The sequence below is a fragment of the Streptomyces sp. NPDC029674 genome, from assembly GCF_044903205.1.
GTDB lineage: Bacteria > Actinomycetota > Actinomycetes > Streptomycetales > Streptomycetaceae > Streptomyces.
Genome location: NZ_JBJDPY010000009.1, coordinates 360,672 through 373,876 on the forward strand (window position 1 = coordinate 360,672; position 13,205 = coordinate 373,876).

A 13,205-nucleotide genomic window follows, 5' to 3' on the forward strand; every position below is an offset into this window, starting at 1 on the left:
TTCCTTTGGTGTGCTGACTCAGTACCGTTCAGTCGTGTACCCGAGTCGTTCCGCATTCTGATAGAACTTCTTGTCGTTCGTGATGAGCGGGAGGCCTTCCTGGGCGGCTGAATGCAGGACGGAAGCGTCATCGTCCTTGATCATGGGGTTGAATGACTTGCCCTTCCACATTGCCTTCAGCCTGCCCTGGATGTCCGCTACGCCTTCCGGTGTGGATTCGGGCCCCATACGCCCTCCGCGATCCGACAGCCACTTGCCGATGGCCTGTGGATCATGTCCCCCTTCGATGAGCTCGCGATGAGCCTGCGGCGAAAGAACCGGCGATCGTCCGGCCAGAGCGGCATCCACGTCTGCGGTCCTGGAGCCGTTGAGGGCATCGATCATCGGGTTCGTGTCGACAGCGGCATAGGGGGAAAGGCCGAGGGGGTCGGTCCACCGATGTGGGTTCGTCACGTAGGTGACCGGGTTCGGGGCCGGTGAGATGCCCAACGGGTCCGGCGACACGTAGCGGGCCGTAGCAGGGTCATAGTGCCGGAAGTAGTTGTAGTGGAAGCCCGTTTCGAGATCGTCGTACTGGCCGGGGAATCGTAGCGGAATAAAGGCCGTGGATCCGACTCCCCAGGCCAGCTTTCCCCAGAGCGTGAACCGGGCCTGCCAGGCGACACTGCCATCCTCGGCCAGCAGCTCGTTTGGCATCCCGATCAAATCGGTGACGATTGCGAAAAATCGAGAATCTATTTCCTGCTGCGGCGCACCGACCGCGGTGATGCGTTCAGTCTGAGCTACGGGATGGAGGCCGTCGTGGTTCCACGTCAGGCTCACCAGCTGTGAGCTTTGCTGGTATTGCGTGGTCTGCTCGCAAAGAAAGGAGCCGTCCCAGACGAACGTGGTCTCCTCCAGGACGGTGGCACCGTCTGTGGCCAATCGCTGCTTGGCGGTGCGGCGCCCCAGGGGGTCGTAGCGGTATCGCCAGCGGGTGCCGTCGGGTGTCACTGTGCCGATCAGTCGGTCCTCGGCATCCCATTCATACCGCCATGTGTCGGGTTTGCGGGAGAGACGAGCGACTTGACGTAGCACCACACGGCCCAGAGCGTCGTATTCGTAACGCGTCTTCCCCGCTCGCTTGATGCGCGTCCCCGTGTATTCGCGGGACCCGGTTGCCGAAACGTCCGGATGGGCACCCGTCCACTCGGCTGCCGTCTGGTTGCCCGCCGGATCGTAGTCGTAATGCTCCGTCCAACTCGGTGCGCGCACGGTTCTGACGCGGCCCATCGCATCCAACTCGAAGGCGCGTGTGCCATGAGAACGGTCGTGGAGCCGGACAAGATCACCGCCGGGCCGATACGTGTACGCGTGGAGCGCTTCGCTTGGCCGGTCGGGTGTCGCCAGATGCTGTGCAGTGAGACGGCCCACCTCGTCGAACCGGTTCGTCAACTGTGCGTAACCGTCGATATGGCGGCATATCTCCCGCCCGGCCTTGTCGCGGTCGAACCGGATGACATGGTCGGAAGTGGTCAACTCGATCTGGTTGCCCGCGGCGTCGTAGGCCTGAGTGGTGACTGCCCCTGATGGAGTGGTTCGGCGTATGCGCTGCCCCAAAGCGTTGTATTCGTTCTTGAGGGCGCGGCCGTTGCTTCTCTCCTCGATGACGCGTCCCGCGCGGTCACGCCGGAACGTTATCTCGCAGTCGCTTCCGGTGGCGCGGGCGAGTTCGCCGCTTCCGTCATAAGTGAACTCGGTGACCCGGCCGTTGGCGTTCTTTCTTGAGAGCCGCCCCAGCGCGTCGTACGTGTAGCGGATGGTGTGCCCAAGCGAATCGGTACGCGAGGTCACTCGGCCGACTGGGTCGTGTGTGTAGGTGAGAGTGCGGTCGTCGAAGTCGGATTCGCGGATCAAGCGCCCGGCTCGGTCGTAGGTGTAGCACCACTCAAGCCCTTGCGGGTTGCTGATCCGGGTAAGCCGCAAGGAGGTGTCGTGCTCGAAGGAGTATCGACCGCCGTCGGGGTTGAGGCGGGACGTGAGCAGGTCGAAGTGGCCGTACTCGAAGACGGTCGCGGCGCCGGTCGGGTCGACGTGCCTGACACAGTTCCCTTCTCCGTCGTACTCCCATGATTCCGTTGCACCGTCCGGAGCGGTGCGGCTGGCGAGTAGCCCTTCAGGTGTCCATGCGCATAGCGTCGAGTGCCCCAGCGGGTCTGTGTGACTGATCAGGTTTCCCGTCGCATCACGTTCCCAGAGCTGTACGGCTCCGAGCGGGTCTGTGGAGCGACGGGGCAGGCCGGCGGAGTCACATTCCACCGTGGTCGTCCGCCCCAGGGGATCGGTGACGGAGGCGAGATGGCCTGATGCATCGTATGTGTAGAGGTACGTGGCCCCGGCTGTATCTGTGACGGCCGTACAGTTGCCCCGCTCGTCGTATTCGCGAGTCCATCGGGAGCCGTCGGGGAGCAGACCTGCTGTGGGATTCCCCATTGCGTCGTACTCGTACTGGAACACCGAACCGTCGGCCAGCGAAACTTTCAGGGGTTGGCCCAGTTCGTTGTTCGTGAACCGCGTGGTGCAGCCGACTTCATCCGTGAGTGAAAGAATCTGATGGTGCTGGTCGTACAGGGTCTCGACAGTGCCACCGAGCGGGTCGATTTCAGCGATGACCTGGGAGGTGTCGTTGACCACGAAACGAGATACGGCGCCTTCGGCGGTTGTCAGCGTGGTGATGTTCGAGCCGGGCCAGTCCGCGTCTGCGCCGCCGTACTCGAGAGTGATGGCGAGGTGACCCGCTTCGCCGCCTTCGGCGACACAACGGTCGAGATCGTCGTAGGTGTAAGTGTATTTTCGATCATTGCTGTCGGTCCATGATGTGATCCGCATGCGATCGTCGCAGGAGAACGACAGCGAGTGCCCGCCGGCATTGGTGACAGAAGTCAGGACACCGTCGGTGTACCCGTAGGTCTTGATGATGACGTCGGCGTCGCCTCCGCCGAGGTGAAGGCCCGTAACACGGTCCTCGTCCACGGTGAACTTCAGAAGGTAGCCGCCGGAATGGCGGAGAAACGCTGGGACGCCTTGAGCGTCGTACTCGAAGTCGATGGTGTTGCCATTGCGGTCGACCATCCGTGACAGGAGGGCGACTTCACCGTCAGGGGGAGAAAATACGCGACAGATGCCGGTCACCGGGTCGGTGACCTGGTAGCCGCGGTCGGCCAGCTGTATCAGTGGCCACCGTGGGCCGGAATCGGACACGACCGGCTTGCCCGGCGTTTGAGGATGCGGGTAGCTGAGGAGCATGCCGTCCTCGGTGACGAAGACGACGCCTTCCTCGTCGAGCTCCAGGCGCTGGTCGATCGTGGAGGACCAAGTGGGACCGAACCAACCTCCGCACCGGTAGCCGGAGGCAAAGCGACGGGTGAAACTCAGAGGCAGGGAACCCGGCAGATCGATGTCGGTCTGGGCAAGAAACATTTCGCCGGTGGCCATGTCCACCGGATCGCTGCCCTTGGACCGTACGACGCTCTTGACCCGGTTGTACGCGCCCTTCGCCCCGTTCTGGAGTACGGTGCGGGCCGACTTGAATCCCTTGAGCCCGCCCTTGAGACCCTTCAGCCCCTTGCCGAGTTTGGCGGCGGTGGTGATGCCCTTCATGCCGGGTACGCAGTCCAGGGCGGCAAAAGCGACGTCCATCAGGCCTGCTTGGCCCTTTGCGTATTTGGTCAGGGTGTCGGCGAGGACGATGGCGCCGGCGACGATGACGATCGCGGCGAGGATGGGACCGCCGATGATGATCGCGATGACGCCCACGACGGCGACGACGACCTTGCAGACGGCGACGATGGCGTCCCAGTTGTCGGTGACCCAGTCCCCGATCTCCTCCCACCACTTGCGGTTCTGGATGCCCGCGTCGGAGGCCTCGTCGATCTTCCGCTTCGCGGTCCCGGCGGCCTCCTCCCGCATCTTGCGGGCGTCCTCGGCCATCTTCTTCGCGGCGTCCAGCGCGCTCTTGGCGGAGTCCACATCACCCTGCGCGGACTTCTGCGCCTTCTCCGCGGAGGCCGCGTTACGGGTGGCGGCCCGCACCTTGTCCTCATCCGGCTGGGGCACGTCCTTGCCGCCGCTGGGCTTGTCCTTGTACTTGTCGGCCTCCTTGCCCGCCTTCTCCACCCAGGAATCGGCCGAGGAGAGCCGGGACTTGGCGGATGCCAGGTCGGCCTGGGCCTCGCGGCCCTTGACCAGGGCCTTGTCTGCGAGGGTCTGGGCGCGCTCCAGTTCGGGCCAGTACGCGGAGAGGGCGTCGCCCGCCATCTCGTAGGACTTCTTGAGCTTCTTCAGCTTGTCCGGGGCGTCCTCGAACTTTTCCGTGAAGGCGTCCGCCGTCTTGCCCGCCCACTGCAGGATCGCGTCCTCGCCCGCCATCCCCTTGATGTCGCGGAGCACTCTGCCGACGTCATCGGCGAAATCGTGCAGGTTCTTCGCCAGCGACCGCACCCGGTGTGGATCGCCCGGCGTCGGATCCTTCTCCAGATCCAGCACATGCCAGTCCGACGGCCGATGACCCCCCATGCGACTTCCTCCGCCCCACCTGCACCGTCAGTAACCGTACGCACAAGCGAAGTTATCGAATGAGCTCGCGTACGTGAAGGCGTTATGGGAGGGGAAGGGGTGGGGCGTGTGGTGCGAGGGCTACGTGCCCAGGAGTGTCTCCAGCGCGTGGCCGTACTCCCTGAAGTGTGGTCGGGACTCGGGGTGTGCCGAAGAGCCCGGGAGGAGGAGGTCGGTGAGGCAGGCGACGCGCCACATTCTGAACGCGGTCTTCCGCGCGGTGATTGGATCGTCGTCGTCCAGCGCTCCGGCCAGCAACCCCACGGCGATCCGCACCGCCTCGGCGATCGGCCCCGCACCCCGCGAGACGTTCACCCCCCGCGCGATCGCCGCCTCGACCAGTGCCTGGAGGAAACGTGTGAGTTGCAGGTCCGCGCCCGTGCGGCACATCCGCCGGACGGCTTCGGGCTCTTCGAGCCGGGACGACACGTCCTCGTACGCGGACGACCACAGGAGGAGCGACGGGGTGTGTACGGAGCGCTCGCGCTGATAGCCGAGGTCGTCGAAGATCAGCATGGTCGGTGCGCCGAAGCCGCCGGTCTCCCGGATCAGTTCGAGGAGGCGGGTCACGTCGTCCCGGTGTGTCGCCGCGAATGCGCCTATGGACGTGTCCGTCAACGACCACGTGCCGGTCGCGGCGATCGCGCCGATCTCCACGATGCCGCCCAGCGGCCCGAAGACCGCACGGGCGAGCAGGCGTTCCGGGATGTCTTCCGGGAAGCCCCCTTGCGCGCGCGGTGTGGACAAGGGGGGTGCATCTCCTGGGCGTAGGAGGGAGGGGATACTGCCGGACCGAGGCCACGGGCCTGTTGCGTTGTAAAGCGTCAGCGCAGCGGGCCCACTGCCACCTTCTCAGGCCGCCCTAGCGATTGATGGACTGGACCTCCTCAACCACGACGTCCTGTTCCGCTCCGAACTCGCCGTCGGGAAGCCCCCGTTCGCCGTCCACGCCGGTGCCGGTCCAGTGGATCTTCCACGTGACTGTCGCCTTCAGCGGGTATGAGCCGTCGCCCGAGGAGCGCAGGTACTTCACGCCGCAGGGTGGGGTCTCCTTGGCCTTGCCCTTGGCGTAGGGCGCGCCGATCTTGTCGTCGACGATCTCGCAGGTGCCGGATGCGGGGTACGTCTCGGCGTCCGGCGTGCCCGGGTCGATCTTTAGGGATACGGGTTCGGCGGTCGCCGTTGCGTGAATCTTGAGGATCGGCACCGAGGCCGTTACCGAGACCGGTTTGAATTCCGCCTTGTCCAGCCAGGCCCAGGTGGGCAGGTTCACCTTCGTCGCCTCTTCAGGGGCCAGCGTCACCTCGGTGTCGGGGACACGGATCTCCGCGTAGGCGAGATGTGCGAGGAGCTCAGGGGTGACGGCCTCGGGTATGTCCGTCGGGGGCGGGTCACCCTCGTCGACCCAGAAGTACGGCTTGTCGCAGTCGAACGCTCCCGGTGCGCTCTCGCGGCCTTCCGGGATGAAGCTGTCCCACCAGTAGCCCTTGCCGGCCTTCTTCTTGTTGAAGTCCTTATAGGGCTTTCCGTTGACGTACCGGTTGCGTTGAGAGAGGTCCCACTCCGGTCCGGTGGAATCGACGGCCCAGATCGGCTCGAGCTTCTTCTTCAGCTGCGCAGGGGAATACGCGGGAGCGTAATAGCAGGCAGGCGGTGTCCAGTTGGTCACCGGTGTGACGGGCCCCGCATTGCCGCCCTTGCCGTTCTTCGAACGGTCGTAGACGATGCCGCCCGCGACGGTGGAGACCGTCTGCTGGTCGGTGTCGGCGTCCACCTGCGTCTCGGACTCGCCGCCTCCCGGGTCGATGTCGGCCCAGGCGGGTGAACTGCTCGCGGCAAGCACCATGCCCGCGCCCGCCAGCACGGCGGCGAAGGCCGGAACTCTTCTTATGGCTGGCACTGAGCCGCCCCCCTCGTGGAGAAGATCTGCGAGGTCTGCCATGTTCCCTCGGAGTTCTTGATCAGCTGTGTGTTGTACGCGACGTAGCTGTTCTTCGTCACCGGGGTCTTGTTGACCTTTTCGGTCGACTTTTTCTTGGTGTAGCCCTTGCCCTCATCGGCGCAGAAGGCGAGCGTGGCCGTCTTCTCGTCCTTGAGCGTCACTTGCCGGTCGTAGTAACGGATCTCTCCGGTGAGGCTGAGGCCGGCGTCCTTGAACTTCGCGACCCACGTCGCCGAGGCCTCCAGGGCCTTTCCGGTGTTGTAGAAAGCGATGCCCTCGCTCTTGGGGTCCGTCCCCGTGATGGCCGCGTTCACCGCACGCATGCGTTCGGCGTTGTCGGTGAGCACGGCCTTCTTCACCGGGTCACTGGTCTGTGGTGACTCGAAGGTCATGGTGAGGTCCGACGGAAGCTTGGTCTTGGGGCGGCCCGAGTTCTCCGCAGGAGATTCGCTCGGCGACGCCGAGGACTTCCCGCCCCCCTGCTCCGCTCCCGCGATCTTGTCATCGTTCCCGGAGGACTTGTCGTCGCTGCCGCAGGACGTGAGCAACAGGGCTGCGGACGCCGTGAGCGCGGCCGTCGCGAGGCGGAGGGGGCGGGTCACTGTCGGCTCCTGGCTGGTGGGAGGCATGGCGCGGGTTCAGCACGCTAGTGCGGTGCCGGGGGCGATGCCAGGGAGATGTGTGGGCATGAAAGGGGCGGGTGGGACGTATCGGCCCGGATTCATGTCACAGTTCTGTGATCGCCCGCGCTGGACGAGGCTCAGCCCTTCACCGCCCCGCCCAGCGCGAAGCCCCCGCCCAGCTTCCGCGAGACCAGGACGTACAACAGGATCACCGGCGTCGAGTAGATGATCGAGAACGCGGCGAGCTGGCCGTAGACCACCGTCCCCTTGTTGCCGAAGAAGTCGTTGATGCTGACCGACGCCGGCAGCTGTTCCGGGGTGAGCAGGAGCATGAAGGGGACGAAGAAGTTGCCCCACATCATGACGAAGGAGAAGACGGTCACGACGGCCACGCCCGGTCCCATCAGGGGCAGGACGATCTTGAGGAGCGACTGGAAGGATGACGCGCCGTCCGTCCACGCCGCCTCCTCCAGCTCCTTCGGGACGCCGTCCATGAAGTTCTTCATCAGCCAGATGGCGAAGGGGAGTTGGGACGCGGCGAAGAAGAAGATCGTGCCGTGCATCGTGTCGATCAGGTCGACCTGCACGAACAGCGCGTACACCGGGACCATGATCGCCGTGATCGGCAGGCTCGTCGCGAAGAGGATCGTCAGCATGAAGGGGCGGTTGAGGCGGGACTTGTAGCGGGACAGGGGGTAGGCCGCGAGGGCCGCGCAGGCCACCGTGAGCAGGGTGCCGCCGCCGCAGAGCAGCAGGCTGTTGAGGAGCGGCGTGAAGGTGATCTCGGGAGTGAGGACCTGGTCGTAGTTGTCCAGGGTGAGGCTGTCGGGGAGCCGCACCCTGAGGTCCGCCTTCGGGTCGAAGGAGGACAGGACCACCCAGGCGAGGGGCAGTACGAACGCCGCCGCCACGACCAGCAGGCCCGCGTCGGCGGCCAGGCGGTGCTTCGTGCGGCGGCGTGAACCGCCGCTGCCGGAAGGGTACTTGGCGGGCATTCAGGCCTCCGTACGCAGCAGGCGCATGTAGACGACGGAGAAGAGCGAGCCGACCAGGAGGAGGAGCAGGGCCACGGCCGTGCCGTAGCCGATCATGCTCTTCTGGAAGGCCTGCTCGTACATGAACAGGGGGAGCGTCTGGCTGTCGTTGCCCGGGCCGCCGCGCGTCATCACCCAGATCAGGCCGAAGACGGAGAGCGTCTGGAGGGTGTTGAGCATGAGGTTCGTGCCGATCGAGCGGCGGATCATCGGCAGCGTGATGTGCCACATGCGGCGCCAGCCGCTCGCGCCGTCGACCTCCGCCGCCTCGGTGATCTCCTTGGGGATCTCGTTGAGTGCGGCGGAGTAGACGAGCATCGAGAAGGCCGTTCCCCGCCATACGTTCGCGAATGACACGGCGAGGATCGGGAGCGTGAAAAGCCAGTTCTGGGACGGGAGATGGAGGAATTCCAGGACCGCGTTGAGGGTGCCCTCGCGGCGGAAGAAGGCGTAGAGGAGGAACCCGGCGACGACCTCCGGCAGGACCCAGGCCGTGACGACGATCGCGCCCGTGACGGTGCGGACCGGTTTGGACGCGCGCTGCATGAGGGTGGCGAGGGCCAGGCCGAGGGTGTTCTGGCCGATGATCGAGGAGAGGACCGTGAAGACGAGGGTGAGCCAGACCGCGTTCAGGAACCGCTCGTCGCCGAACGCCTCACGGAAGTTGTCCAGGCCCACGAAGCTCGACTCGGCCTGACCGGTGAGCTGCAGGTCGGTGAACGCGATGTACGCGCAGTAGCCGATCGGGCCCGCGAGGAAGAGCGCGAGGAGGACGACGGCGGGGGAGACGGGCAGGGCCCGGAGGAGGCCTCGGCGGATCCGGGCCCGGGGGCCCGGGGGTGCGGTGGCCGGGCCGCGGGGCGTCTTGGCGACGCCGCCGGGGCCCGAAGGGGACGCGGCGGACGCGGAGGATGCGGTGGTCACGTACGGGCACTCACTCTCTGGTACCGGGTGGCGCGTACAGGGTGCTGTGCGGGGTGCGGCGCGTACCGGACGGTCGCGTGCTACCTCTCGACAACCTCACCGTCCGTCGCCGACTCGACCTCCTCGTCGTAGCCGCTCGCCGCTTCCTCCACCGAGGCGTCGCCCGTCGTCACCGACTCCATCGCCTCCTGGATCGCCGTGGAGACCTTGGGGTACGCGGGATACGCGGGCCGGTAGTGCGTCGAGGAGACCAGGTCCGTGAAGAACTTGAGGCCGGGCTGCGCCTTCACGTACGACGGGTCGGCCGCGACGTCCTCGCGGACCGCGATGCCCGAGTTGGCGATGTACCACTTCTTGGCGTTGGCTTTCGTCTGCATCGTCTCGATGAACTTGAAGGCCAGGTCGGGGTTGCTCGCCTTGGCCGGGATCGACCAGGTCCAGCCGCCGGACATGCTCACCTTGCCGGGTGCCTGGCCGTGCTGCGTCGGCATGGCCGCGAGCCCCAGCTTCTGGGACCACTCGGGCCACTCGTGGCCGGCGCCCTCGCCCCAGTCCTGCGGCAGCCACGAACCGTCGAGGTCGATCGCGAGCTTGCCCTCGGGCAGCAGCTCACCGCGTACGCGCGTGGCGAAGTTGGGGTCGAGCGCGTCCGAGACGTCGGGGCCGAGCTTCTCCTCGTAGACGGTCTCCACGAACTTCAGGGAGTCCTTGAAACCCTTGCTGCCGGTGACCCACTTCTTCGCCTTCGGGTCGTAGAGGGGGTCCTTGCCCGTGCCGTACGCGAGCATCTGGAAGCCCTGCATGGAGGCGGCCTCACCTGCGGGCTTGCCCGTGTAGACGTTGAGGGGGGTGACGCCGGGGACCTTCTTCTTGATGGTCCGGGCCGCGTCGAGGACGTCGTCCCAGGTCTTCGGCTGCCAGTCCGCGGGCAGGCCGGCCTTCTTGAAGATCGCCTTGCTGAACCAGAGCCCGCGGGTGTCCGTCCCGTCCGGCACGCCGTACGTCTTGCCGTCGGCCGCCTTCGCCGCCGTCTTGGCCGTGCCGATGAACTGGTCCCAGTCCTTCCACTTCTCCAGATAGGGGTCGAGGGGTTTCAGATAGCCGCTGGTGATGTCCGAGTTGATGAGGAACGTGTCCTCGTAGACCAGGTCGGGCGCGGTCTTCGGGGAGCGCATCATCTGCTGCAGCTTGGTGTAGTACTCGGAGTCCGGCGCCTTGATCGGCACCAGCTTCACCTTCTTGCCGGGGTTCGCCTTCTCGAACTGCTTCTTGACGCCCTCCAGAAAGGTGTCCATGACCCTGATCTGGTTGTCCGTGGACTGCTTGAAGGAGATCCTCACGGTGTCGGGATCGTCGCCCGAGCCGCCGCCGCACGCGGTGAGGGTGCCGGCGGCCAGCAGGGCGGTGGCGGTGAGGAGCAGCGGGGTGGTGGTGGGACGCACGGGCACGACCTCCTACAACGCGGGGGTGCAACGCGGGGCTGCCCGGTGAACGTAAGGGCGGGCTCGGAGCAAGGTCAATGCCCGTGCCACGGATGGGCGTTGACGCCTGTCATCAACGTGACAACGTTGTTATAGGACGTACGGGGCCGACGCGTCCCGAGTGGTGCGTCACTCCGGTGCCGTGAGCCATCGGTAGACCAGCTCGGGGCGGCCGACGTGACCGTACTGGGGGCTGCGGGCGGCGCGTGCCGTGTCGACCAGGTGCTCCAGGTAGCGGCGGGCGGTGATGCGGGAGAGGCCAGCCGACTGGGCGGCCGCGGTGGCGGTCAGGCCGTCGGGGGCGTCGCGCAGGGTGCGGATGACGCGTTCGAGGGTGGGGCCGCTGAGCCCCTTCGGCAGGGCGACGGGGCCGGGCGCGCGCAGGGTGGCGAGGGCGCGGTCCACCTCGTCCTGGCCGGTGGCCTCGCCCTCCGCGGCGGCGGTGCGGAACTCCGCGTAGCGGGTGAGGCGGTCGCGGAGGGTGGCGAAGGTGAACGGCTTCAGGACGTACTGGACGACGCCGAGGGAAACGCCCTCGCGCACGACCGCCAGGTCCCTGGCCGACGTCACCGCGATCACGTCCGTCGGGTGCCCGGCCGCGCGCAGGGAGCGGGCCAGCTGGAGGCCGTGGCCGTCGGGGAGGTGCAGGTCGAGGAGGATCAGGTCGACCTGGGTGCGGTCGAGCGTGCGGCGGGCCTCGGCGGCGGAGTGGGCGGGCCGCTCGATGGCTTCGAACCCGGGGACCCGGTTCACATAGAGGACGTGGGCGTTCGCCGCGACGGGGTCGTCCTCGACCACGAGTACGCGGATCACTGGGCGCCTCCCTCGCCGGACCGCACAGCAGCAGGAGCGGAAGCCGAACGGGCAGCCGCAGCCGCTGTCGTCGTCAGCAGCGTCACCTCGAACTCCGCCCCGCCCTCCGGCGACTCCCGTACGACCAGCGTGCCGCCGTTCCGTGTCACTGTCTGGTGGGCCAGGGCGAGGCCGAGGCCGCGGCCGGTGGGTGCCTTCGTGGACCAGCCGCGTTCGAAGACCGCCTCGCGTTGCGCGGGGTCGACGCCGGGGCCCGTGTCGGAGACGCGGAGGAGGAGGCCCGAATCGTCCGCGCGTGCCGTCACGGTGACGCGCGCCGCCGGGGAGCCCTGCGCCGCGTCGACCGCGTTGTCGATGAGGTTGCCGAGGACCGTGACGAGGTCGCGGGCGGCCAGGGTCGCCGGAAGCATGCCGTCGTCGATGCTGCTGTCGTCCGAGACGACCAGCTCCACGCCGTGCTCATTGGCCTGCGCCGCCTTGCCGAGCAGCAGGGCGGCGAGGACGGGTTCGCTGACGGCGGCCACCACCTGGTCGGTCAGCGCCTGCGCCAGCTCCAGTTCGGCGGTGGCGAAGTCGACCGCTTCGTCCGAGCGGCCGAGTTCGATGAGGGACACCACCGTGTGGAGCCGGTTGGCCGCCTCGTGGGCCTGCGAACGCAGGGCCTGCGTGAAGCCGCGCTCGGAGTCCAACTCCCCGGCGAGCGCCTGGAGTTCGGTGTGGTCGCGCAGGGTGACCACCGTCCCGCGGCGCTCGCCGCCCGTCACGGGGGAGGTGTTGACGACCACCACGCGGTCGGCCGTCAGGTGCAGCTCGTCGACCCGGGGCTCCGCCGCGAGCAGGGCGCCCGTCAGCGGGGCGGGGAGCCCGAGCTCGGCGACGTTGCGGCCGATCACCGGGTCGCCCGCCACCCCGAGCAGCTCGCGGCCGCCGTCGTTGATGAGGGCGATCCGCCGCTGCCCGTCCAGCATCAGCAGGCCCTCGCGCACCGCGTGCAGCGCCGCCTCGTGGTAGTCGTGCATGCGGCTCAGCTCGGCGGCGTTCATGCCGTGCGTGCTGCGGCGCAGGCGGGCGTTGATGACGTACGTACCGATGCCGCCGAGCACGAGCGCCGCCGCCGCGACCCCGAGCAGCGCGACGAGCCGGCCGCGCGCCTTCTCGGTGATCTCCTCGATGGTGATGCCTGCGCTGACCAGGCCGACGATGCGGCCGTCCCCGTCCGTGGCGCCGCTCCAGATCGGCGTGACCACCCGTACCGACGGGCCCAGCGTCCCCGTGTACGTCTCCGCGAACGTCCTGCCGCGGAGCGCGTCCGCCCGGTGGCCGAGGAAGCGTTCGCCGATGCGGCGCTCGTCGGGGTGCGTCCAGCGGATGCCGCGCGGGTCCATGATCGTGACGAAGTCGACGCCCGTGTCCCGCTGCACCCGTGCCGCGTACGGCTGGAGCGCCTTCGAAGGGTCGCTGCCGCGGATGGCCTCCCGTACGGAGGGGGAGTCCGCGACGGCCCGCGCCGCCGCGGTCGCCTGATGGCGCGCGCCCTCCTCGGCCTGGTGCTTGTCGCTGAAGTACGTGAAGAGCGCGCATCCGGCGACCACCGCGGTGACCAGCACGATCTGCATCGCGAAGAGCTGGCCCGCCAGGCTGCGGGGCAGCCGGCGCGGGCGGGTGGAGCGGGTGCGGGACATGCTGCCAGTCTGCCTCTTCGTACATGTGGTCGAGCGGTCGTGGCGGCGCGGGCCGCACGATCGCGTGAGTGCGGACCAAACGTGCGGACCAAACGTGCGGACCAAACGTGCGG

Annotated in this window: 9 protein-coding genes; all 9 read right to left on the reverse strand. The window is 67.3% G+C overall.

The genetic code is table 11. From position 1 onward, the window contains the following. Nucleotides 1-18 precede the first annotated feature (18 nt). Nucleotides 19-4,524, reverse strand: coding sequence for a DUF6531 domain-containing protein (locus ACI2L3_RS23620; protein ID WP_404754353.1), 4,506 nt, complete (start codon nt 4,522-4,524; stop codon nt 19-21). A 150-nt stretch (nt 4,525-4,674) separates the two neighbouring features. Beyond that, nucleotides 4,675-5,340 (reverse strand): hypothetical protein, encoded by a 666-nt coding sequence (locus tag ACI2L3_RS23625; protein ID WP_404754354.1) that lies wholly within the window; start codon nt 5,338-5,340, stop codon nt 4,675-4,677. 115 nt (nt 5,341-5,455) lie between these two features. After that, nucleotides 5,456-6,493, reverse strand: coding sequence for a hypothetical protein (locus ACI2L3_RS23630; protein ID WP_404754355.1), 1,038 nt, complete (start codon nt 6,491-6,493; stop codon nt 5,456-5,458). Further along, on the reverse strand, nt 6,481-7,137 hold the full coding sequence (locus ACI2L3_RS23635) for a hypothetical protein (RefSeq protein WP_404754356.1): 657 nt from the start codon (nt 7,135-7,137) through the stop codon (nt 6,481-6,483). Before ACI2L3_RS23635 ends, ACI2L3_RS23630 begins: the two co-directional genes overlap by 13 nt. 158 nt (nt 7,138-7,295) lie before the next feature. After that, complete coding sequence (locus tag ACI2L3_RS23640) at nt 7,296-8,153, reverse strand: carbohydrate ABC transporter permease (RefSeq protein WP_404754357.1); 858 nt, start codon at nt 8,151-8,153, stop codon at nt 7,296-7,298. Beyond that, nucleotides 8,154-9,116, reverse strand: a complete 963-nt coding sequence (locus ACI2L3_RS23645) for a carbohydrate ABC transporter permease (protein ID WP_404754358.1) — start codon at nt 9,114-9,116, stop codon at nt 8,154-8,156. It lies immediately after the preceding gene. Nucleotides 9,117-9,196: 80 nt separating this feature from the next. Continuing rightward, nucleotides 9,197-10,564 (reverse strand): extracellular solute-binding protein, encoded by a 1,368-nt coding sequence (locus ACI2L3_RS23650; RefSeq protein WP_404754359.1) that lies wholly within the window; start codon nt 10,562-10,564, stop codon nt 9,197-9,199. A 162-nt stretch (nt 10,565-10,726) separates the two neighbouring features. Further along, nucleotides 10,727-11,410: a response regulator gene (locus ACI2L3_RS23655; RefSeq protein ID WP_404754360.1), complete on the reverse strand. Its 684-nt coding sequence runs from the start codon at nt 11,408-11,410 to the stop codon at nt 10,727-10,729. Continuing rightward, nucleotides 11,407-13,092: an ATP-binding protein gene (locus ACI2L3_RS23660; RefSeq protein WP_404754361.1), complete on the reverse strand. Its 1,686-nt coding sequence runs from the start codon at nt 13,090-13,092 to the stop codon at nt 11,407-11,409. Before ACI2L3_RS23660 ends, ACI2L3_RS23655 begins: the two co-directional genes overlap by 4 nt. Between the last annotated feature and the right edge of the window lie 113 nt (nt 13,093-13,205).